Source organism: Thermosipho melanesiensis BI429, assembly GCF_000016905.1.
GTDB lineage: Bacteria > Thermotogota > Thermotogae > Thermotogales > Fervidobacteriaceae > Thermosipho > Thermosipho melanesiensis.
This window is the reverse complement of record NC_009616.1, coordinates 682,820-704,778: the sequence shown is the minus strand read 5'-3', so window position 1 is coordinate 704,778 and position 21,959 is coordinate 682,820. Positions and strand designations below refer to the sequence as shown.

Annotated in this window: 20 protein-coding genes and 3 tRNA genes; 16 read left to right on the top strand and 7 right to left on the bottom strand. The window is 30.6% G+C overall.

Going from position 1 to position 21,959, the window contains the following annotated elements; all coding sequences use genetic code 11:
• Window position 1: 1 nt before the first annotated feature.
• The 4 genes from TMEL_RS03520 to TMEL_RS03505 form a co-directional block, all read right to left on the bottom strand.
• The gene (locus TMEL_RS03520; RefSeq protein WP_012056889.1) at window positions 2-349 is read right to left on the bottom strand and encodes a hypothetical protein; all 348 of its coding nucleotides are present in this window, start codon (window positions 347-349) and stop codon (window positions 2-4) included.
• Window positions 346-1,821, bottom strand: a complete 1,476-nt coding sequence (locus TMEL_RS03515; RefSeq protein ID WP_012056888.1) for a UDP-N-acetylmuramoyl-L-alanyl-D-glutamate--2,6-diaminopimelate ligase — start codon at window positions 1,819-1,821, stop codon at window positions 346-348. The genes TMEL_RS03520 and TMEL_RS03515 overlap by 4 nt, the downstream gene beginning before the upstream one ends.
• A gap of 73 nt (window positions 1,822-1,894) precedes the next feature.
• Window positions 1,895-2,731, bottom strand: a complete 837-nt coding sequence (locus tag TMEL_RS03510; protein WP_238375229.1) for a PHP domain-containing protein — start codon at window positions 2,729-2,731, stop codon at window positions 1,895-1,897.
• Window positions 2,703-3,587: a DHH family phosphoesterase gene (locus tag TMEL_RS03505; RefSeq protein ID WP_041425958.1), complete on the bottom strand. Its 885-nt coding sequence runs from the start codon at window positions 3,585-3,587 to the stop codon at window positions 2,703-2,705. The genes TMEL_RS03510 and TMEL_RS03505 overlap by 29 nt, the downstream gene beginning before the upstream one ends.
• A gap of 64 nt (window positions 3,588-3,651) precedes the next feature.
• On the opposite strand from TMEL_RS03505, the gene TMEL_RS03500 reads away from it, so the two are divergent.
• Complete coding sequence (locus tag TMEL_RS03500) at window positions 3,652-6,123, top strand: polysaccharide biosynthesis/export family protein (protein ID WP_012056885.1); 2,472 nt, start codon at window positions 3,652-3,654, stop codon at window positions 6,121-6,123.
• Between the two features lie 15 nt (window positions 6,124-6,138).
• Entirely contained in the window at window positions 6,139-8,154 is a 2,016-nt protein-coding gene (locus TMEL_RS03495; protein WP_012056884.1) for an exopolysaccharide transport family protein, read from the top strand.
• A 29-nt stretch (window positions 8,155-8,183) separates the two neighbouring features.
• Here the strand turns inward: TMEL_RS03495 and TMEL_RS03490 are convergent, their stop codons facing one another.
• On the bottom strand, window positions 8,184-9,845 hold the full coding sequence (locus TMEL_RS03490; RefSeq protein WP_012056883.1) for a hypothetical protein: 1,662 nt from the start codon (window positions 9,843-9,845) through the stop codon (window positions 8,184-8,186).
• Entirely contained in the window at window positions 9,842-11,371 is a 1,530-nt protein-coding gene (locus TMEL_RS03485) for a FapA family protein (RefSeq protein WP_012056882.1), read from the bottom strand. Before TMEL_RS03485 ends, TMEL_RS03490 begins: the two co-directional genes overlap by 4 nt.
• Before the next feature lie 262 nt (window positions 11,372-11,633).
• Between TMEL_RS03485 and TMEL_RS03480 the strand changes: the two genes are divergently transcribed.
• The 10 genes from TMEL_RS03480 to TMEL_RS03435 all read left to right on the top strand — a co-directional run bounded on the left by TMEL_RS03480 (window position 11,634) and on the right by TMEL_RS03435 (window position 19,920).
• Entirely contained in the window at window positions 11,634-12,776 is a 1,143-nt protein-coding gene (locus tag TMEL_RS03480; protein ID WP_012056881.1) for an acyl-CoA dehydrogenase, read from the top strand.
• 4 nt (window positions 12,777-12,780) lie between these two features.
• Window positions 12,781-13,560 carry an electron transfer flavoprotein subunit beta/FixA family protein gene (locus tag TMEL_RS03475; RefSeq protein WP_012056880.1) on the top strand — a complete coding sequence of 260 codons (780 nt, stop codon included), beginning with the start codon at window positions 12,781-12,783 and terminating at the stop codon, window positions 13,558-13,560.
• Window position 13,561: 1 nt separating this feature from the next.
• Window positions 13,562-14,521: an electron transfer flavoprotein subunit alpha/FixB family protein gene (locus tag TMEL_RS03470; protein WP_041425956.1), complete on the top strand. Its 960-nt coding sequence runs from the start codon at window positions 13,562-13,564 to the stop codon at window positions 14,519-14,521.
• A gap of 18 nt (window positions 14,522-14,539) precedes the next feature.
• The gene (locus TMEL_RS03465) at window positions 14,540-15,577 is read left to right on the top strand and encodes a mannose-1-phosphate guanylyltransferase (protein WP_012056878.1); all 1,038 of its coding nucleotides are present in this window, start codon (window positions 14,540-14,542) and stop codon (window positions 15,575-15,577) included.
• Between the two features lie 106 nt (window positions 15,578-15,683).
• Window positions 15,684-16,571 carry an RnfABCDGE type electron transport complex subunit D gene (locus TMEL_RS03460; protein ID WP_012056877.1) on the top strand — a complete coding sequence of 296 codons (888 nt, stop codon included), beginning with the start codon at window positions 15,684-15,686 and terminating at the stop codon, window positions 16,569-16,571.
• On the top strand, window positions 16,568-17,179 hold the full coding sequence (locus tag TMEL_RS03455) for an FMN-binding protein (protein ID WP_012056876.1): 612 nt from the start codon (window positions 16,568-16,570) through the stop codon (window positions 17,177-17,179). The genes TMEL_RS03460 and TMEL_RS03455 overlap by 4 nt, the downstream gene beginning before the upstream one ends.
• Window positions 17,172-17,768 carry an NADH:ubiquinone reductase (Na(+)-transporting) subunit D gene (locus TMEL_RS03450; RefSeq protein WP_012056875.1) on the top strand — a complete coding sequence of 199 codons (597 nt, stop codon included), beginning with the start codon at window positions 17,172-17,174 and terminating at the stop codon, window positions 17,766-17,768. The genes TMEL_RS03455 and TMEL_RS03450 overlap by 8 nt, the downstream gene beginning before the upstream one ends.
• A complete protein-coding gene (locus tag TMEL_RS03445; protein WP_012056874.1) occupies window positions 17,761-18,351 on the top strand; it encodes an electron transport complex protein RnfA in 591 nt (196 codons plus the stop codon). The genes TMEL_RS03450 and TMEL_RS03445 overlap by 8 nt, the downstream gene beginning before the upstream one ends.
• A gap of 9 nt (window positions 18,352-18,360) precedes the next feature.
• Complete coding sequence (locus TMEL_RS03440; RefSeq protein ID WP_012056873.1) at window positions 18,361-19,458, top strand: NADH:ubiquinone reductase (Na(+)-transporting) subunit F; 1,098 nt, start codon at window positions 18,361-18,363, stop codon at window positions 19,456-19,458.
• Window positions 19,459-19,470: 12 nt separating this feature from the next.
• Window positions 19,471-19,920 (top strand): hypothetical protein, encoded by a 450-nt coding sequence (locus TMEL_RS03435; RefSeq protein ID WP_012056872.1) that lies wholly within the window; start codon window positions 19,471-19,473, stop codon window positions 19,918-19,920.
• Here the strand turns inward: TMEL_RS03435 and TMEL_RS03430 are convergent.
• A complete protein-coding gene (locus tag TMEL_RS03430; protein ID WP_012056871.1) occupies window positions 19,912-20,400 on the bottom strand; it encodes a dihydrofolate reductase in 489 nt (162 codons plus the stop codon). The two genes, TMEL_RS03435 and TMEL_RS03430, sit on opposite strands and share 9 nt — an antisense overlap.
• A gap of 124 nt (window positions 20,401-20,524) precedes the next feature.
• Between TMEL_RS03430 and TMEL_RS03425 the strand changes: the two genes are divergently transcribed.
• From TMEL_RS03425 to TMEL_RS03410, 4 genes are all read left to right on the top strand, one after another.
• On the top strand, window positions 20,525-21,577 hold the full coding sequence (locus tag TMEL_RS03425; RefSeq protein WP_041425955.1) for a sensor domain-containing diguanylate cyclase: 1,053 nt from the start codon (window positions 20,525-20,527) through the stop codon (window positions 21,575-21,577).
• 77 nt (window positions 21,578-21,654) lie between these two features.
• A tRNA-Lys gene (locus TMEL_RS03420) sits at window positions 21,655-21,730 on the top strand.
• A gap of 5 nt (window positions 21,731-21,735) precedes the next feature.
• Window positions 21,736-21,822: transfer RNA gene (locus tag TMEL_RS03415), tRNA-Leu, on the top strand.
• 10 nt (window positions 21,823-21,832) lie between these two features.
• Window positions 21,833-21,907 (top strand) — tRNA-Gly (locus tag TMEL_RS03410).
• The last annotated feature ends 52 nt before the right edge of the window (window positions 21,908-21,959 follow it).

The following is a 21,959-nucleotide window of genomic DNA, read 5'->3' as shown; positions in this document are numbered from 1 at the left end:
ATCACTCCTTGATTATCTTTTCTACAAAAAAAATGGAAAGTAAAAAATGTAATACTTCTTCATTTTTAAGTTGTTTTTTGAATATGAAAATTCCTTTTTCTCCGTTTAGAAAGAAAATATATCTATGAAAATTTTTTGAATATTTATAGTCTAATACATAATAATCTCCATCGTTGATGGAGATTATATAATCTTTATCTAAGTGTATTTTAATGATTTCGTTGTTTTTTTCTATAGTACAACTGATAGGTGCTTTTATGAAAATCTTATCTTCTTTTTGAAATGTTTCAAGTTCTAGGCCTAAAAAATTTTTTAGAAGAGCAATATTTATGTTTTTTGTGCATATCATTTGAATGTTTTTTCTCCTTTGTTAATTTTTTTGTAGATGATATCTATTGCAACATCTCTATCCTTAAATGGCACTTTATAATTTTCATCAAACACCTGGTATGGTTCATGGCCTCTACCTGCAATTAAAATAATATCTCCTCTATTTGCGAGGGTTATTGCAGTATCAATGGCTTCTCTTCTATCAATTATTGATAAACTTAAACTTCCTGAGACCACACCTTCCTCTATGTCTTTTATTATTTTTACTGGATCTTCTCCCCTTGGATCATCAGTTGTAATTATACAAATATCCGAATATTTCGATGCTATTTCTCCCATCATTGGTCGTTTTCCCACATCTGATTGACCACCTGCGCCAAATACAGTTATAATTCTTCCTTTTGTAAGTTTCCTAATGGACAGAATAGCCTTTTCCAAAGCATCTGGTGTGTGAGCAAAGTCTATTACTATTTCGATTCCCAGCTTTTTTGCTTCTGAGATAATTTCAAGCCTGCCATCTACTCCTCTAAATGTAGAGATAGCGGAAATAACATCATCAATATCATAACCAATTTCTACAAGTGCGGCTATTACCAAAGTTACGTTAAACGCATTAAAATCACCTAAAAGTTGGGAAACAACCTTTTTTTCACCAAATGGCGTTTTTAGTTTAAAGAAAATTCCTGACCAGTTGGATATTATTTCATGGATAACATAATCAGAATTGTTATCTGTACCGAAGGTTACAACTCGTATGTTTTTCTTTGGGATATCGTGTATTAATTCGTGGTTAACAATAGCAATACCATTTGGTTTTAGAAGATTTAAAATATGTAATTTTGCCCTTTTGTAGTTTTCAAAAGTTTGGTGAAAATCCAAATGATCCCTAGTGATATTTGTTATACCTACAATGTCGTAACGAATGCTTTCTACACGGTATTGCGAAAGTGCATGTGACGATACTTCCATGGCATAATATTTACCATCTTCTATGACTGTTTTAAACATATTTTTGGTAATTTCAATAGCACTTGGTGTTGTGTTGTGGTGATAAAATTTGTCACCCATTATATCATTCAATACGGTACCACTTATGCTTCCTTTAATACCAAATTGATGCATTATGTGGTGAAAAAGATGTACACTGGTTGTTTTTCCATTTGTGCCTGTAACGCCAAAGGTTATTAGTTTTTCATAAGGTTTTTGAAAAAAAACATCTGCAATTATAGATTCTGCTATTCTAGAATCGACGACTAGTATATAAGGGTAATCTTCAATCTCTTCTTCTACAATAAAAATTTCCGCGCCATTTCTTGCCACATCGTCTACTATTTTATGAGAATCAAAATTGAATCCTTTTCTGCATATAAATAGCGTATTTTCTTTTATATCTTTTGAATTTGAGGAAATGTAGTCAAACTCCATGTTTTCATCGCAATTAACTTTCAATATCACTGAGTTTAAAGCTTTTAAAATTTCCTTTATTTTCAAAAAAAACCACTCCCTTGACAAGGGTCTTTGTAAAGATTATATAACAAATTTTTAAAAATTTCAATGTTAATTTTTAAAAGAATATCTTGATAAAATCATTAATGTCTTTTTTGTCTATATTTATTCCAGGTTGAATATCGGGGGTATTTGTTCCATGAAAGTCAGAACCTGCGCTTTTTAAGAGATTGAATTTTTTTGCAATTTTCTCGTATGTACTTATCATTTCTTTCGTATGTTTTGAATAGTAGACTTCTAACCCGTCTAATCCTAAAGATACTAATTTTTTAATTAATGTTTCAAGTTCGTCTTTATTGGTAGTAGTTTGATACGGATGTGCAAGAAAAGATAAACCATTTGCCTCTTTTATCAATTTTATAGCTTTATCCATGTTTAATCTTTTTTTATCCTCGTAAAGCGGTTTACCTTTTTTTAGATATTTTTCAAATGCTTCTTTTATACTATTTACATATCCTTTTTTAACCATTAAACTTGCAAAATGAGGTCTTCCAATTATTGTTCTGTTTGCCTCTTTTAGAGCTTCTTCAAACGTAATATCAAAGCCCATCTTTTGCATTTTTTCAATTATTAATTTATTTCTGTTTAATCGATATTGTTTAAGCATTTCAAGGGTTTCAAGTAATTTTTTATTGTTTAAATCTATTCCGTATCCTAGTATATGCAGTGTTGAAGGATATTCCACACTAATCTCAACACCGGGGATAAAGTTTTTTTCCCTTATATTTTTAATACCATCAACTGTATCGTGATCGGTTATTGAAAAATACTCTATGTTTTTTTCTTTTAAAAGGTTTATTAAATCTTCAGGTGAAAAAGTTCCGTCTGATGCAGTAGTGTGTAGGTGGAAATCAACTAACACTTTTTCACTCTCCTTTATATTTATCAAGTGCATTTAGAAGTATGTTGTAGTTGTAAAAACCCAACCAAATACCTTGGTATCTTTTTATATTATACGCCCTTTGAATAGGGACGAAAAGAATGTGATAAATTTTTTGTACGTACTTTTTTTTCATATGTATTCGCAGACCTTCGGGTAATGTTGCAATTAGTATGTCTAGGTTTAACACATTAAACAATCCATCTATAAAAGCGTAGAATTCATCATGGGTTTTAAATTCAGTTATGCATATTTCCAAACTGTTTTTTGAAATAAATCTTGCATTTGTTATGGCGTTTAAAAAGCTATTTTTTGATAACTTTTTTTGATATATTATTTCGTATATATCTTCAAATTTTTTTGAGCCCAGAAATTTTGAAAAGTATGAAAATTCATTTTTTCTTGCTGTTCTGAACATACCAGTATCTGTGTAAAGTGCAATGGCAAATGAAAATAGCATTTTTTCATCTAATTCTATCCCCATTTCTTGAGATAAGTTATATAAATTTATTACATTGGCACTTGAAGTGATCGAGTAACTAAATATAGCATTTTCGAAGAATTTTTCGTCTCTTTTATGATGATGGTCAAAGATTACATATGGTTTTGAAAAAGGGATTTCAATATCTTCACTTTTATCCGTGTCATAAATGAATATGTAATCGCATTCTTTTATGTGAGTTTTTTCGGATAAGTCTAGAAAATTTTTAAGTCCATGTGCACTTCTTAATTCACAAGATGGTATATAATATTCTCCTCCAAATACCTTTAATCCCCAATAAACTGATGCAATTCCATCGCAATCAGCCATTTTATGTGTTGTGTGCAATATCTTTTTTGTTTTAAATTTTTCTAAATCCAAATGCTCCACCCCCTAAAAAAATTATATCACTTATGTTAAAATAATACTTGAAAATAGAATAGGAGGGTAAATTATGAAGAAATTTTTGATTATGCTCATGGTTACAGCCAGTATCTTTTTATTTTCCTATACACTTAGACCTGGCGATGAGGTTAGTATATACGTTTTTGGGCAACCAGAATTGTCCTTACAAGTAGTTGTATCAGTTGATGGTACAATTTCATATCCCTTTGCAGGAGAAATATATGTAAAGGGAAAAACTACTAAGGAATTGGAAGAAATAATTAGGGAATATGTAAAAAAAGTTATTAAAGATCCAATAGTTACAGTATACATTTCCAAATATGCTCCTATGTATGTGTATATACAAGGAGCAATTAATACTTCATTTGATATTTCTGTGGATAATAACATGACGCTTTCAAAACTAGTTTCATTTTTAAATCTCTCAACAAAAACAACATTTGATTTTTCAAATATTAAGTTAAAAAGAAACAATAAAGTTTTTTATGTAAATCTTGAAGATTACTATAACGGAAAATTTGATGAAGATGTGGTGTTAGAAGAAGGGGATATAATATATATTCCGATACAAAAAGATAAAGTAGCATACATTACAGGACCTGTGAAAAATCCTGGAGAATTTTCTTTTTCAGAAGCAGAAAATATTACTCTGTCTCTTTTACTTGCAAAAGCGGGAGGTATTTTAGATGAAAAGAGAAGATATATAAAAGAAGTAGAGATTGTAGAAGATAATGTTTCAAAAGTGTATTCTTCTGATATATTGGAAAAGGATATACAACTTAAGAGAGGAGCAATTGTTAATATAAAAACACATTCAGAGTTTTACGTGTATTCAAATGGAATGAAAATAGAGTTTTATCCAGATGAACCTAAAACGTTGGGAATGCTTGTCGCTAAGGTGCTGGTTGATGTTGATAAACAAGAAATTTTAAATGATGGGTTTGCGATTATAAATGGAAACAAGAAGATACCAATTAAAGGTAACGAAAATTTGAAATTGGATTCTGGAGATGTTGTAGATATTATTTACGCTCCGTTTACGGTTAATGTCGTGGGATATAAGGGAGGAGTTGTTAATTTAACTTCCAAAGAGCCTAGAACTTTATCGTATTTGATAAAAAAATTGGGAGTTGATGATATAGAAAGTATGTTAGATGTTTATGTTAGCGGAAAAAGCTATAAAATAGAGGATTTAGTGTTTGGCAGAACAGACAGAGAATTAGAAAAAGGAGAAACAGTTGTAATAAGATACCTAGGTGAAAATGTGGTATATATAGTAGGTGATTTTTCAAGTTATGTGAAATTTCCATTTAACGAAAAAATAACACTTTATAAAGTTCTTTCAAGGGCAAGAATTTCAGATTTAAAAAGAATTGAAAGAGTAGAAGTAAATGGAAAGAAATTAGATGTAACAAAAGATACAGATATTGATAGCGGAACAATTTTAAGAATAACTTTAAAGAAACCTATTCATGTTACCGTTATGGGATATGTAAAAAAAGAAGGTACATTTGCATTTAATTATACAGAAAAAAGTGATTTAATCACACTTTTTGGAAAATCAGGAGGATTTTATTTAGGTCCAAAACTATATTTTATATCTGATTTTGTATATGTAATTAGAAATAACAAAGTAATTTCTAAAATAAACGTCGAAGATATTCTTGAAGGAAAGAAAAATATGGAATTAAAAGATGGAGATTTTGTTTATGTAACAAGTAGAGAAGTAGGACATGTATATGTTTTTGGTTATGATGGCGAAGAAAGAAAATATAGTTTGATTAAATTTACTAGAGGAGAAACTTTTGACCTAAAAACTTTAATAGCAAAATTAGGAGGTATAAAGAAGGGAATTAGTAAGAAAATAACGATTCTAACAAAAGATGGTAAAAAAACTGTAGATTGGAATGAAAATGTAGCTTTGGAAAACGGTGCAACGGTTTTGTTTGAAAGAGACAGAAAAAATTACGTTTATGTAGTGGATAAAGACGGGAAAGCAAATACCTTTTATTTAGATGAGCCAATTAGCTTGTTTGAATTAATAACAAACTTTGATGTTAACAAAAATTACAAAAAATTGGAAGTATTGAGTGATGGTACTAAAATTTCGATTGATGTATCAGATGTGGAAAAGACATTAGGATATATCATAAAACCTGGAGATGTTGTAAAAATATTGGATGTTCCGCAAAATGTAGCGTATGTTTTAGGAGAAGTGAATAAACCTGGAATAATTTCTCTGAATAAAGGTACAACAGTTTTAGAAGCGGTAATACAGGCGGGGTATATCAATCAAAACGCATCACTTTCTTCCGTTTATCTGTATAAAGGAGGGTTAAACGGAAAAGCAATAAAGATAAATTTAAACGATGTAATTAAAAATAAAACAAAAGATTTAGTTGTCGAACCTGGGGATATAGTTTATGTGCCTTCTGATCCTTTCAAAAGTGCACTTGATTGGATACCTGTCATAAATAATATACTAAGTTTATATAACAATATAAGTACTGCAGTAAAATAAAGGAGGATTAAAATTATGGAAAATCAAGTAGAAGAACTTACATTATCGGATATTTTACATATATTTAAAAAAAGACAATTGTGGTTTTGGATGGTTTTTGTTTTAACAATAGTTGCAACGGGTGTTTACCTTGTATTTTTTGCAACTCCTATTTACGAAGTTAGCGTGAAGATAAAGATTCCATCTAAATCTTCTTCTCCATCTTTGAGTTCTTTGTCTGGAGCGGCAGCTTTGATGCTTGGTGGTGGAATGACTTCACTAGGTGTTTCAGATGAGATGGAATTGATAAAGAGTAGAAGAACTTTGCAAAAAGTTATTAAAGACCTTAATCTTATGGATTATTTTAAAAGTAAGATAAAAGATGAAGAAGGCAAAGAAAAATTAACCTTAAATTCAGTTATTGATAAATTGCAAGAAGAAGTAATTTCGGTTGAAACAGTAAAAGATACTTCTTTTGTAGAAATAAAAGTAAGCCTGGATGACAAAGAAATGGCATATAAACTTTCTAAAAAAATATTAGAGGCGTATACAGAGGTTTCAAAAGAACTTAATAAAGATCAAAATACCTATATGGTTGAATTTATTGAAAAACAACTTCCTCAAACAGAAAAAGAGTTAGAGAAAGTGGAAGAAAGGTTGAAGAAATTTAAGAAGGAAAAATCTATATTACCGTCGAAAGAAGCTGAACTGCTAGTTGATAATTTAGCAGAGTTTGATAAAAAATACTATTCTGCTCAGCTTGAACTTACTGGTTTAAAGATAAAATTTGAAAATCTTAAATCATCTATTTCTCAATTTAAAGAACTTATAAGTAAATTAGATTACGTTCCCAATAGTCCTGTGATTTCTTTGTTAAGAGAAAAGCTTGTAGAATATCAAATAGAATATCAAGGACTTCTTCAAAAATATTCTCCAGATTCCATAGAGGTAAAAGAGATTGAAGTTAAGATAAATGAAATAGAAAAAAAGATAAAAGAAGAGATTGATAACATTGTAAAAAGTAGTTTTAATATGGATGATCCAGTACTTTCAAATATTTATACTCAATTGGTTGAAACACAAGCTGCGTTGGAAATTTCAAAAGCAAATTTAGAATCACTTGTAAAATTAAGAGCAAAGTTTGAAGAAAAATTGAAAGAGCTACCTGATATAGAAATGGAATATATAAATCTTGAAAGAGATTATCAGTTAAAACAAAATGCTTACATTTTGTTAAAGACAAAATTGGAAGAGTTGAAATTATCCACAGCTGGTTTTAATTTTAATGCACCAATAATCGTAGATGAACCATTTATTCCTGAAAAGCCGTCAAAACCAAATAAGAAATTAACACTTGCAATTGGTGGAGTGTTGGGAATATTTATTGGAATTTTATTTGTTTTTGTAGCAGAAGCAAGGGATAAAAAAATAAGAGATTGGTTTGATGTAGAAAAAACAATTGGAAAAAAACCTATTGTTTTAGTTGAACCAGATATGAACCTTTCCATTTTTAAAGCGCCTGGTTCAAGATATTCAAATTTAGTTGAAAAAATTGCTATGAAGATTGTTAGTGATAGTAATCCAAATGTTATAGGCATAACATCTGTTGGAAGTTTTAGAGAAAAGGAGATTTTTAGTGCAAATTTTGCGGGATTTTTTGCAAAAAGTGGTAAAAAAACTTTGCTTTTAGATTTTGAGAATAGTATGTATAAAATCTTTGATGTTAATGGTGGAAAAACTCTTGTCGAAGTGCTAAAGAAAAATAATGATATACAAAAGGTGGAAGAAAATCTTTATTTAATAATTAAAGGGAGAGAAAATGTAAACGATATTTTAATTTCAGAAGATTTTGAAGAGTTGATGAGGAGATTTAAGGAAGAGTTTAACTATGTGATAATAAATCTTCCAGGTTCTGATTCTTCCAGTATACCACTTTTAAAAAAGCTTTGTGATGAGTTAATTTTGGTTGTAAAAGAAAAAATTACTGATAAGGAAAAGTTTATTGAAAGTATGGAGGAGCTAAAGACAAGATACATAGTATTGAGCGAATAAAGATAAGCCCATCTTTGGGCTTATCTTTTTTAAATTAGGAACATCTCAGGAAGAATACTGTATGTTTTATCTTCAAATTTAATGGTGATAACACTCAGTTCATGTTCACCTTCAATTATTTTTGGTTTTTCAAGATAATATCTAAAGTACTTTAGTTTTGCTATTTCAAGTATATTTTCTTTCTTGATTTCCTTATTGCCAAACACAAAAGAATCTTCCACCGCACTTAAAACAATTATGCTTGAAAATACAAGCAAAGATTTTTCTTCAAAGGATAAATCTCTTTTTGATTCATAAAAAACTTTTCCTATTGGCGTTGTTAGGTTTTTAATTTCAATTGCCTTGAGAGCTTTTGTTTTTCCAAAGAAATAGTTGTTGTATAATGAGACTCCTTTGATGGTAAAAGGAAAAAAGCTTGAACTGTAAGATTCAAAGATTTCTAGTATCTTTTCTGGTTGCATTTCTTTTAAAGAAAGGAAATTTTCTATTAGGAAAGAAATTGTGGTGTTGTAAAATTCTACTTTAGCTTTTTCTTTAAGTAGCTGTTGATGGCTTAAGACATTTTCAATAGCCCTTAATATTTCTGTTGATATTATTTCTTTAAGTGTAGTTTTTATTTGTTTATCCAAAAAATCTGGTAAAATTTCTTCGCCTAGTATTATGTAGATTTCGTTGCCTAGTATTTTAAATTTATAGTAATCAAGAGAATTTTTAATTATATTTTCTAGTTCTTTTTTATTTACAATTTTTGGGAAACTAAGTTTTTCCAGTTGTTTTGAAAATTTTAGTGTGAAATTCTCTTTTCCTTCATAGAGGAGGACATACTTACTTTGGTATATTTCTGATATATAGTCTGTTATATTAGATTTTAGTTCTTCAAAATTTGTTGATGATAATACGTGTAAAGAAAATTCAGATAAGGATTTAAGTATGAATTCATATTGATTCAGTAGTCGTTCAGTTTGATTGTAAACTTCAGTAGTGTTTAAAAGTTCTCTACCTTTCTGAAAAACAATTCCAATGGCATTTAAAATACTTTGTTCTTCTAAATCTAGTTTTTCCCTTCCTAAAATAACGTAAAAAGTGTCATAATTTTTCTCTTTAAAGATAAAACCATATTTGTTGTTAAAAAATTTTCCAAAGTAATAGTTTGCGTTTAGATTTATTTCGATTTCTTTTTCAAATATATTTTTGCCTGAGTAGTAGGTAAGTGTTCCTTTATTTTTTACTAATTTATATACACCAACAGGTGTTAAAAACAACTCACTTACAGTCTCTGCAAGAAGTGGAAGCATTAAATCGATGGGTAGGGGTTCAGTTAGTGACGAAATTATTGCTCCTATTCCGCTTATTTGATAAGAGAATTTTGTTAGTCTTTCTTCTATATTAAAAAGAGCGGCAAATTGTTCGGATTTCTTGTATATCTCTAATAACTCTTTAGGTAAAGGTTCTTTTGAAAAAATAACAACATTTCCAATTTCGTATATTAATGGTAAGAAGGAAAAGTTCTTTTTTGCATCTTCTAAACTGTTGAATACAAAATCTTCGACTAAAACTTCATTTACATAACTTATGTTCCAATTGTTGTTGATTTTTCTTAAAACAACAGTATATTTGAAAGAATTCATTAAAAATTCATCTATAAGAACGGTACCGAAAACTTCTGAGAACTTGTGTAGATTTTTAATCATTCTTTTTTCACCTCTTCATTTTCATCAATATAGATTACAGAGTTTTTGATTTCTGTTATTTCAAGGGGGACAGTTTTTAACGTGGTTTTTAAATCAACTGCTTTGTTGAGGATATATATAGCACCTTCTCCTTTGACATGGAGCAAAATTTCCTTTATTTGGTTTATTTTATCCTCTAGTTTTGAATATGTTTCTAACATTCTTTTGTATCCGTTCGATAAACGCTGTTGTTCAATAACAAGATGTGTAAAATCATCTCCTTCTGCTTTTAATTTTGCAATTTCAAGTACGTTATTTTTAATTTTTAGGGACCAATCAACCATTATCTTTTTTAGTTTTGTTTTTTCGTTCATATATGAATTTATAAGTTTTAAGAGTTCTTTTCTTGAAAAACCTTTTATTTTAATTTTCTTTTTTCCACCTATTAATTCTTTTACATATGCTGCATATTTAAGAGAAATGTTTGTGTTTATTAATTTACCGTTGTTTGTACTTAAAAATAAAGAACCATTGCTTTGAATGTTGCAGTTAATTACGTAATCATTTACATATATGTCTCCTTCAACAACTGCCTTTAAATCTTGGAGAAATTTTGAGTACAAATTTTTTTTACAAAAAATTTCACTCTTAGGTCCTCCAAATACACCACCTTTAATTACAATACTTCCCTGAGCATTTAAAACAACGTCTTTTTCTACACCACCTTCAATTATTATGTCTTTCTTAGAACTAATCTTAAACCCATTTCTAACCCATCCCATAATTTGTACTGTTATATCTGAATTAATATTTCCTGTACTCAAATCAACATCACCATCTATTAAAAGTACAGGTGAAACCGTGAATTTTCCTTCTTCAAAACTAAAAACACCATCTATTTTTGATTTAATGTAATTACCATCTATAAATGTGTTTTTATCCAAGGTATACGTAGCCTTTTTTCCTAATGTTGCTTTTATTTTTCTTCCTAGTACAGTCATTCCATCTTCGCCAGGGGTTGGTGGAATGATTTCTGCAAGCACTTGGTCCTTTTTTACAAATTTGAATATATCAAGATTGTAAAAATCTATTTTTCCTTCTTTGGAGTTTTCCCTTACCTTTTTATTGGGTAATTCTACATGAAAAATAAGGTAACCATCTTTTCCATTTTTTGGTTCTTTTCCTTTTGCTATTGGAAATTTTTCTTTTCCTTCAGTTAATGCACTTTTTATTTCGTTTTCCAAAATTCCATAACAAATTCCCTCTTTTTCAATTGATTCTATGATTTCATTAAAAGTAATATCTTTTGAGTTGAGCTTTACATATGCTTCCATTTCATCGGCAGAAATTGTAATTTGTATTTTTTCGATTTTTAAGGTCATTTCATCTGCATCTTCTTTTAATGAAAAATTTCTTATGGAATTGAAATTTACTTTAACACCATAAGAGGCTAAATCCATTAATAGTTTTTTAATTTCTTCTGTAGAGAGTTTACCATGAGATTTTTTTATTTTTATCCTTTCATTAGATGGAATAATTTCAAACATATAACCACCCCTGGGGATTTTTATATTATTATACATTATAATATTTTAATTTAAAAGTAAAAAATAAGGATTCTAGTATTAATTGATATGTTTTTATTTTGTTAACAGTTCGTCGACAAGCGAAATGTATTTTTTACGTGATTTTATTCACGATATAACATATGGTTTTAAATATAAATGTAGAATAATAGATGTGAATGGTAAATATGTGGAAATATACTAAAATAATTGTTTGTTAATTTTTTCTCATGGGAGGGGTTGCATGGAATACTTAATGACGAAAGAGCAAAAACTTGCGCAAAAGCTTTTTAAAGAGTTTGCCGAAAGAGAAGTAAAACCTATAGCTAAACAAGTAGACGAAGAAGAATATTTTCCTTTTGAGACAGTAAAGAAAATGGGACAAATTGGAATGATGGGAATTCCCTTTCCAAATGAAGTAGGAGGAGCTGGAGGGGATTATCTAACTTATATCTTGGCAGTAGAAGAACTTGCAAAGGTATGTGCAACTACTGCAATAATTTTATCAGCACATACATCTTTATGTTGTGAGCCTATATATAGATTTGGAAATGATTTTCAAAAAAGAAAATATCTAATTCCATTGGTTAAGGGTGCAAAAATTGGTGCTTTTGCTTTGACAGAGCCTAATGCAGGGACCGATGCGGCAAATCAGCAAACTACTGCGAAGCTGCAGGGCGAAAATTACATATTAAATGGTACGAAGATTTTTGTAACAAACGGAGGGGTTGCAGATATATATATTGTTTTTGCTACGACTAATAGAGAGTTGGGAACTAAGGATATTAGTGCATTTATTGTGGAAAAGGATTTTGAAGGTTTTAAAATAGGAAAGGTTGAAGAAAAGATGGGAATAAGAGGTTCTATGACAACGGAGATTGTTTTAGAAAATTGTATGGTTCCAAAAGAAAACCTTTTAGGTGCAGAAGGTGAAGGATTTAAGATTGCGTTAAAAACACTAGATGGTGGGAGAATAGGTGTTGCTGCACAAGCATTGGGAATTGCGGAAGGTGCGATTGATGAGGTGTTGAAATATGTAAAAGAACGAAAACAATTTAATAGACCTTTAAGTAGTTTTCAAGGTTTGCAATGGTATATTGCTGAGATGATTACAAATACACGTGCTGCGAAATTATTAGTATACGATGCGGCGTTAAAAAAAGATAAAGGACTATTAAAGAGTGCGGATGCTTCTATGGCAAAGAAGTTTGCATCTGATAATGCTATGTTTGTGACAACTCAAGCTGTTCAAATTTTTGGTGGTTATGGATATATGAAAGATTATCCCATTGAGAGAATGATGAGAGATGCAAAGATTACTCAAATTTATGAAGGAACAAATGAAGTGCAAAAGATGGTTATTGCAAATCAATATTTAAGGAGGTAATTGTATGAAAGTAATAGTTTTTGCAAAACAAGTCCCCGATACATCAGAGGTAAAGATAGATAAAGAAAAAGGTACGCTGATAAGAGATAACGTTAGTTCAATAATGAATCCAGAGGATAAAAATGCATTGGAGGTAGCTTTAAGGCTAAAGGAACAATTAGGCGCAAAGGTTATTGTTATAACTATGGGGCCACCTTCTGCGGAAGAAATTTTAAGGGAAAGTTATGCAATGGGTGCCGATATGTGTTATTTAATAACTGATCCGTTGTTTGCTGGAGCAGATACGTTAGTTACCAGTAAGATACTTGCAAAAGCCGCACGATTAATTGGTTTTGATTTAATTTTAACGGGTAGGCAAGCAATAGATGGAGATACAGCACAAGTGGGAGTTGAATTAGCAGAACATTTAGGGATACCAAGTATTGCATATGTAATTGATATTTCTATAAACGAAAAAAGGGTTTTTGTGAAAAGAGAATTGGATGAAAAGATAGAAATTTTATCTACGGAATTACCGTGTTTGATTACTTGTTCAAAAGAGATTAATATTCCTAGATATATGAGTTTAAGTGGAATATTTAGTTGTTATTCTAAGAAGATAGTTGTTTTGGATAACAAAGTTTTTGGATTTAAAAAGGAAGAAGTGGGACTTTTAGGTTCTCCAACTAAAGTAAAAAAGACTTTTACCAAAATTGTTAATAAAAAATGTGAAATTGTTGAAACAGATTTAAATGAGGGTATTGAAAAAATAGAGGAGATTTTATCTAGTATAGGGGGGATGTAAAATGGTTATGGTTTATTGCCAGAGCGATAAAGAAAAATTACATCCTGTAAGTTATGAATTAATATCAAAGGCCTCAGAATTTCATGGTATGGAAGTCGTGGCATTGGTGCTTGGAAATTCTGAGGATGCAGAAGTGCTTTTTAATTACGGTGCAGATAGAGTTATTTTGGTTGAAAATGTTGGAAGTTATAACCTTGAAGTATATACTGATGTGATATGTAAAATAGTAAAAAAAGAAAGCCCGGAAATATTTTTACTAGGAGCAACACAACTTGGAAGGGAACTTGCACCACGTATTGCCGCTCGTTTGAATACAGGTTTAACTGCGGATTGTACTAATCTTGAAGTAAATGATGGTTTAATTTATATGACACGACCTGCTTTTGGTGGAAATTTAATGGCTACTATTATTTGTGAAAAACATAGACCTCAAATGGTTACGGTAAGACCAAATGTTTTTGAAAAAAGGGAAAATAAAAAGTTGGGAAAGGTTGAAAAAGTTAAAATTGATTACAAAGAATCTAGGATAAAAATAGAAGAAGTGATTGAAAAAGGTTTAAAAGAAACGGATATTACAAAAGCGGAAATAATAGTTAGTGGAGGTAGAGGAGTAGGTTCTAAAGAAGGTTTTGAAAAGTTAAAGGAATTTGCTAATTTAATAGGTGGAGTGGTTGCGGGTTCAAGGGTAGCAGTGGAAAATGGCTGGATAGAAAAGGAAAAACAAGTGGGGCAAACGGGAAAAACTGTAAGACCCAAAATTTATTTTGCAATAGGAATATCTGGAACAATACAACACCTTGCAGGTATTCATGAAAATAGTTTTATTATAGCGATTAATAAAGATAAAAATGCACCTATAATTAAGATGGCTAATTTAGCAATTATAAGTGATTGGGGACCTGTAATTGACAGATTAATAAAGAGAAAAATTGAAAAGGAAAAAGCTAGTGTGTTAAAATAGTTTTGGAGGTGATAAATATTGAATTGCGCCCTTATAATGGCAGGAGGGAAAGGTGAAAGGTTTTGGCCCTATTCTACTGATGAAAAACCAAAACAATTTATCAATCTATTTGGCGAAAAGACAATGATTCAACAAACTGTTGATCGCTTAGACGGATTTCTTCCTATAGAAAATATTTTTATTGTTACAGGGGAAAAATATGTAAATCTTGTAAAAAAACAACTACCGAATTTACCAGAGAAAAATATAATAGTAGAACCTGAGGGGAGAAATACCGCTCCTTGTATTGCGTTATCTGCGTTTTATATAAAAAAAATATACGGTAATGTTAACCTTGCTGTATTTCCAGCAGATCATCTTGTAAGAGATGTTGAGGTTTTTAGAAAAACGTTATCTCTTTCCTTTGAATTTGTTGAGGCAAAAGAGGATGTTATAGTTACACTGGGTATAAAGCCAGATAGGCCGGAAACTGGATATGGATATATAAAATTTTTGGGAGAAGATGTAAAGATTAACGAATCCATTTTAAAGGTTGAAAGATTTGTGGAAAAACCGGATAAATTAACTGCTGAAAGGTATGTGAATGAAGGAAAGTATCTTTGGAATGCGGGAATTTTTGTCTGGAAAATTGACACGATATTGAAAAATACTAAAGAATTTTTACCAAATACCTATGGTATTTTAAAAAATGTTTTTGATAAAAAAGACCTATATGAAGAGTTAAAAATAGCATATAAAAAGGTTGATAAGATTTCAGTGGATTTTGGAATAATGGAACATGCAAAAAATATCTATGTTATTCCTGTAGATTTTGGTTGGGATGATGTGGGAAGTTGGATAGCGGTTGAAAGGTACAGTGAGAAAGATGAAGATGGAAACGTTATTTCTCAGAACATACATTATTTTGATTCAAAGAGAAATATTGTGAAAAGCAAGAAAAAGACAATTTTAAACGGAGTAAATGACCTAGTAGTAATAGAAACAGATGAGTATTTAATAGTATCACATAAAGATAGTATTTCTAAAATAAAAGATATAAAAAATAAGATAGAGTAAATCCCCATCGTAGATGGGGATATTTTTTTGCTTAAAGTTAACAATGTTGAGTTTTTGGTTAATTATATGTTAAAATATAGTTGAAAAAAATCTTAGGAGGGGGATAATGCATTTCTTTCAAAAGCAACCTATGATGCGAAGGGTTATTTATGCTTTATTTCCCATATACATATATGCATTTTTATTCTATGGTTTTAGGCTTGTTTTTTTAAGTATTTTGATATTTACAGCAGGGATTTTAACAGAATATTTGTTTGAAAAACGAAAGAATAAAAAGGTTTCAGAAGCAGTGCTAGTAAGTTGTATGCTTTATACATTATCTTTGCCACCTAATGTTCCATGGTGGATTGCGGTTATAGGAATAGTATTTGGAATAGCTATTGCAAAAGAAGCATACGGTGGATTTGGAAGGAATGTATTTAATCCTGCTATTACTGGAAGGCTATTTGTATATGTTACATTTCCGACTTTTATGACAAGTGGTTGGTTAGTGGCAAAGTTTGGATCATTTGGAAAAGATGCTATTACTTCAGCAACACCACTTGCTATTTTACGTTATGGAGGTAGTGTTGATATAGCAAAGCTATTTCTTGGTTTAAGGGCAGGTTCTTTTGGTGAAGGTGCAATGTTTCTGATATTATTAGGAGCAATATATCTTATTGTTACGAGAACGGCAAGTTTTAGAATAATGCTTTCTACCTTTCTTTCTGCATCTGCCTTTATTTTATTATTTGATTTATTTTTAGGAAAAATGCCATTTTTACTTGCAATTTTATCAGGAAGTTTAATATTTGTTTCTGTATTTATAGCAACAGATCCTATTACTGCACCAAAAAACAAAAAGGCACAGATAATTTACGGATTAATAATAGGGACTTCTATTGCGGTGATAAGAAGTTTTTCTTTGTTTTCAGAAGGTACAAGTTTTGCGATATTACTTGGAAATACATTTGCTCCCCTTCTTGACTTTTTGACAAAGAAGGTGAAAAAATGAAAACGGATAATAGATTTTATGTTGTTCTATTTACATTTACCGTTACTTTTCTTTTTGTTTTGGTGTTATCTTATATTAACTACATCACAACAGGTAAAGTTAAAACTAATGAAGAATTTTTAAAAGTAAGGGCAATTTTAAATGCAGCGGGGATAAATTTCAATAATGAAGATGAAGCAATTTTAAGATACGAAAAGAGTGTCAGTATATTAAGAAAAGCAGGGAATGAATTTTATGTTGTCAATTTAGATGGTAAAAAGAAGGTATATGTTTACATTTTTTCAGGCAATGGTCTATGGGGGACAATAACAGGTGCAATTGCGTTAGATGAAAACGTTGAAAAAATTGTAGGAATTGATATTATTTCACAAAATGAGACACCAGGTCTTGGGGGAAGAATAGAGGAAGATTGGTTTAAAGAACAGTTTAGGGGAAAAAAGATTGACAAAGATTTAATTGTACAAAAATCTGGGAAGAATGGAGGGATACAGGATTACAAGGTTGATGCAATAACAGGTGCTACGTTGACTTCGAAATTTTTTGTAAAGGTAATAAATGACACGATAAAGGAAGTTAGAGATATTTTAAGGGGGGACCAAAATGAATAAGTACAAAGAGGTATTTTTAAAAAACGTATGGTATGAAAACCCCGTATTTGTGCTTGTTTTGGGAATCTGTTCAACGCTTGCTATTACTAATAATTTGAAGAATACTTTGATAATGACAATAGGAGTTTTACTTGTTACGGGGTTTTCGAATCTTACCGTGTCCCTTCTTAAATCATTAATTCTCTCTAAAGTAAGAATGATTACGCAGGTTTTAATAATATCTTTTTATGTGATAATAGTAGATATAATTCTTAGGGTTTATCTTCCAGATGTAAGTAAAGCCCTGGGACCATATGTAGGCTTAATTATAACAAACTGCATAATTATGGGGAGAGCGGAAGCATTTGCACAGTCTAATTCTCCGTTACTTTCTTTTTGGGATGGAGTTACTAGTGGATTAGGATATATGTTAGTGTTGATGGTGATAGCGTTTTTTAGAGAACTTTTGGGATTTGGAACGATCTTTGGATATAGAGTTATGCCAGAGGGTTTTGTAAATTGGACGATAATGGTAATGCCACCAAGTGCGTTTTTTATGCTCGCCTTGTTTATTTGGATTGTAAAGGGAAGGAGTGGTGATAATGCCTAATATAAATCCTTTTGTCTTATTTTTTGCTTCCATTTTTACAAGTAATATACTTCTTTCCAATTTCCTTGGTATGTGTTCGTTTATTTCTATTTCAAAGTCGTTAAAATCTTCCAATGGTCTTGGGATGGCTGTGACAATGGTAATGACAATAGCTACAGTTCTAAACTGGATTGTTGAAAAGTATATAATTGTTTCTTTTAATATAGAATATTTGCGTTACATTGTTTACATTGTGGTTATAGCCTCGGTGGTCCAAATTCTTGAAATGGTTATAGACAGAGTCTCACCAAATTTGTATATAAGTCTTGGTATATTTTTACCACTTATTACTGTTAACTGTGCAATTTTGGGTGTTGTTCTCTTTATGCAACTTAGAAATTATTCTTTAATTCAATCTGTATTTTTTGGTTTAGGTTCAGGGATTGGTTGGTGGCTTGCAATAGTTTTACTTGCTGCAATAAGAATAAAAGTTGATAAAGCACCCGTTCCTGCTCCTTTAAAAGGTGTTGGTATTACGTTGATAACAATAGGTATTATGGCTATGGCTTTTATAGGTTTTGCTGGTATGATTAATGTGCAATGAGGTGAGAGTATGGATGTATTTTTTGCTCCTTTAATAGTTGGATTAATATCTGCTGTACTTTCAAGTTTTATTGTAATTGTTGATGCAATTGTTAATAATTACGGTGAAGTGGAGATAGATATCAATAACGGTAAAAGAAAATTAAAAGTACAAGGAGGAAAGCCCCTTTTATTTACCCTTGCTGAGGAAAATATATTTATTCCATCTGCATGTGGTGGACGTGGAAGTTGTGGAGCATGTAAGGTAAAAGTGTTAAGTGATGTAGGAGATTATTTACCAACAGAACTACCCTATATGTCAAAGGAAGAATTATCTGAGAATATTAGATTATCTTGTCAAATAAAAGTGAAAAAAGATATAAAGATAGAACTTCCTGAAGAGTTATTTAACGTAAAGAAATTTAAAGTTAAGGTTATATCATTAAATAATGTAACACATGACATAAAAGAAGTTAGATTGAAGTTATCAGAAGAGATCAATTTTAAGGCGGGGCAATATGTTCAAGTAGTTATTCCACCGTATGAAAAAATAAAACAACCTACCCAAAGGGCGTACTCTATAGCATCTACACCTAGTAAAAAGGATGAAATAGAACTGCTTATAAGATTGGTGCCTGGTGGTATTGCAACAACTTATGTTCACAATTATTTAAAAGTTGGTGATGAACTTGAAGTTATAGGACCTTTTGGAGAATTTTACATGAGAGACACTCAAAAAGATATGATATGTGTTGCAGGAGGTTCTGGAATGGCTCCAATAAAATCTATAATTTTTGACATGTATGAAAGGGGTATTCTTGATAGAAATGTTTGGTACTTTTTTGGTGCAAGAACGGAAAAAGATTTATTTTATGTAGATATGTTTAAGGAACTTGAAAAGAAATGGGATAAATTCCATTTTATTCCAGCTCTTTCTGAACCACATGGCGATTGGAAAGGGGAAGTTGGGGTAATAACAGATGTTATGGTTAAGTATATAGAAACAGTTATTGACAAAGAAAATGAGAAAGAAGGATATTTATGTGGGAGTCCTGGTATGATAAATGCTTGTGAAACCTTGATGAGAAAACATGGAATAAATGAGGTTTATTATGATAAATTTGCATAAGGAGTTGAAAATATGAAAATGCCTCCGGAGATGATTAAAGCACAAGAAAATATGAGACCTGGTGTAATAACTGCCGAGGGTTTTTTAGGTGACGATGATAGAGGTTTGATGGATATAATCATGGATGATGAAAGGGAAATGGCTAAATTAGGTTTGGATTTTGAATATATTGCCAAAATTATGAGGAAGTTTTTAAGAATTGGAGAAAAGGGATTAGGTGAGCCAATAAAACATGGAAATTTTGAAATATTTGTTTACGAAGCTCGGGGATTTATTCCTTGTCCATTTGAGGATGGAATTTTCAGAAAAAAGGTGGTTACGATTGAGAATTTAGAAAACAAGGAAAAAATAATGTATAGTGAACTTTCCATACATTTACTTGAAAAACATCATTTTTTGCAAGGAGAAGGTGCAAAATTTCGATTGGAACCTAAAAAATTAAAAAAGGTATTTTTAGGGTAGTTTTTCATATTCGAGAACTATTGTTCCTCTTTCATTTAGAACATTTGTGGTTATTAATTTAAAATTCTCTCTTTTAAACGATAATTTTTGTGAGTTTTCCAATATGATAGGTTCGATTGTGATAAATATTTTATCTATGTATGGAAAAAATTCTTCAAAGACTTTTTTTCCGCCAATTACCGCGGCACTTTTTATGTTTTTCTTTTCAAGGGATGATATAATTTCTTGGGGATTGCCTTTTAGAAAGAGAATGTTTTTATCATTTTTAAAATTTTTATTTGTAAGTACAATATTTAATCTATCTTTTAAAGGTTTTCCAATACTTTCAAAAGTTTTTCGCCCCATTATAACTGTTCCTATTTTTGTGGTAAGATCTCTAAAGTGTTTTTTATCTTCTATTGATCCCCAATCTATAGGATCATATTCGTTTATAGTAAAGCCACCAAATATATCTGTAACAACCACCATTATGAGGTGCATAGTTTACCTCCTTTGATAATTTTATTTATAAATGTGATATAATTAAGATAATGAAGGAAGACAAAACAATTATACACCTTAAAACGATAAATTACAAAGGAGAAATTTATTTTGAGGTGAGATTTTGATTATATTCTTTATTATTTTAGTTATTTTTATCTTAGTTCTGTTATTTTGGGAATATGTGTATTTATGTATAAAGTTTTCTTGTTTTTCTCTTGACTTAAAACGAAAGATTTATGAGAAATTGTCATTTGAAATTTTTACTCGTTTTTTTGAAAGAAAAGAAGAGGAATTAAAGAGATTATACAAAACCTTTGATTACATAACAAACATTTTGGAAGCAGACTCATGGTCTTTGCTTCTTGTACCTCAAAATAAAATGTGGAGATTTTTAATTTGGTCTCATGCGCTGGATGAAAATCCTTTGGAGAATTTGGGAGAATTTTTTCAAAGTCAAACACCAAAGAATTTAAGGAAGATAATATATACAGCTTCTAGTTTTTATATAGAAGATGTAACAAAAGCAGATTGTTGGATTGAACTAAAAGATATTCCTGTAAAATCTTGGGTTGGTATACCACTTGTGTATGAAGAACAGGTATATGCTATTTTGAATATTGATTGGTATAGAAAGAGGAAAAAGAGAAAAACAGACGATGCTGTTTTTGATACGACAAAAGATGTATTATCGAAAATTTTGTACGATTATTTAAAGTTATACGAGAGACTTGGTAATGTATATAAAGATATTTTAACAGGCCTATATAACAGGCAGTATTTAGAAGAGGTGTCTTGGGAAAGATTTAGCCATGTGTTATTTATTGATTTGGATAATTTCAAATCTGTTAACGATAATTTTGGCCACCTTATTGGCGATGAGGTTTTGAAAATAGTTACTGAGAGAATGCAAAGGATTACAAAAAAGGATGATTTGCTAATTAGATTTGGAGGGGATGAATTTTTATTGTTTGTTAAATCTACAGATGAAGGGATAGAAAAAATATCTGAGAGATTAAAGAAAGTTTTGTCAAGAAAGATAAATATTGACGGTAGGAATATTGAAATAGGTTGCTCTGTTGGAATACAAAAAATAGAAAAAGAATTAGGTTTGGAGAAAATAATTAGTTTAGCTGATAGGAAAATGTATGAAGATAAAAACAAAAAATTAAAGTAGATTTTACTTTTATTTTCTCAAAGAAACTTGACAGAGCTTGAATGATATGATATTATTTTAATCGGTTTGTGTTGGTTGACCTGGTAGCTCAGCCGGTAGAGCACCTGACTTTTAATCAGGGGGCCGCGGGTTCGAATCCCGCCCGGGTCACCAGAGGGGCGAGAGTGGCGGAATTGGCAGACGCGCTGGACTTAGAATCCAGTGGGCTCACGCCCGTGTGGGTTCAAGTCCCACCTCTCGCACCAAAATGGAAATGCGGGTGTAGCTCAGTGGTAGAGCGCCTGCTTGCCAAGCAGGAGGTCGCGGGTTCAAATCCCGTCGCCCGCTCCAAAATGATTAATAGAACCGATTAAAAAAAAAGCTCCTTTACGGAGCGTTTTTT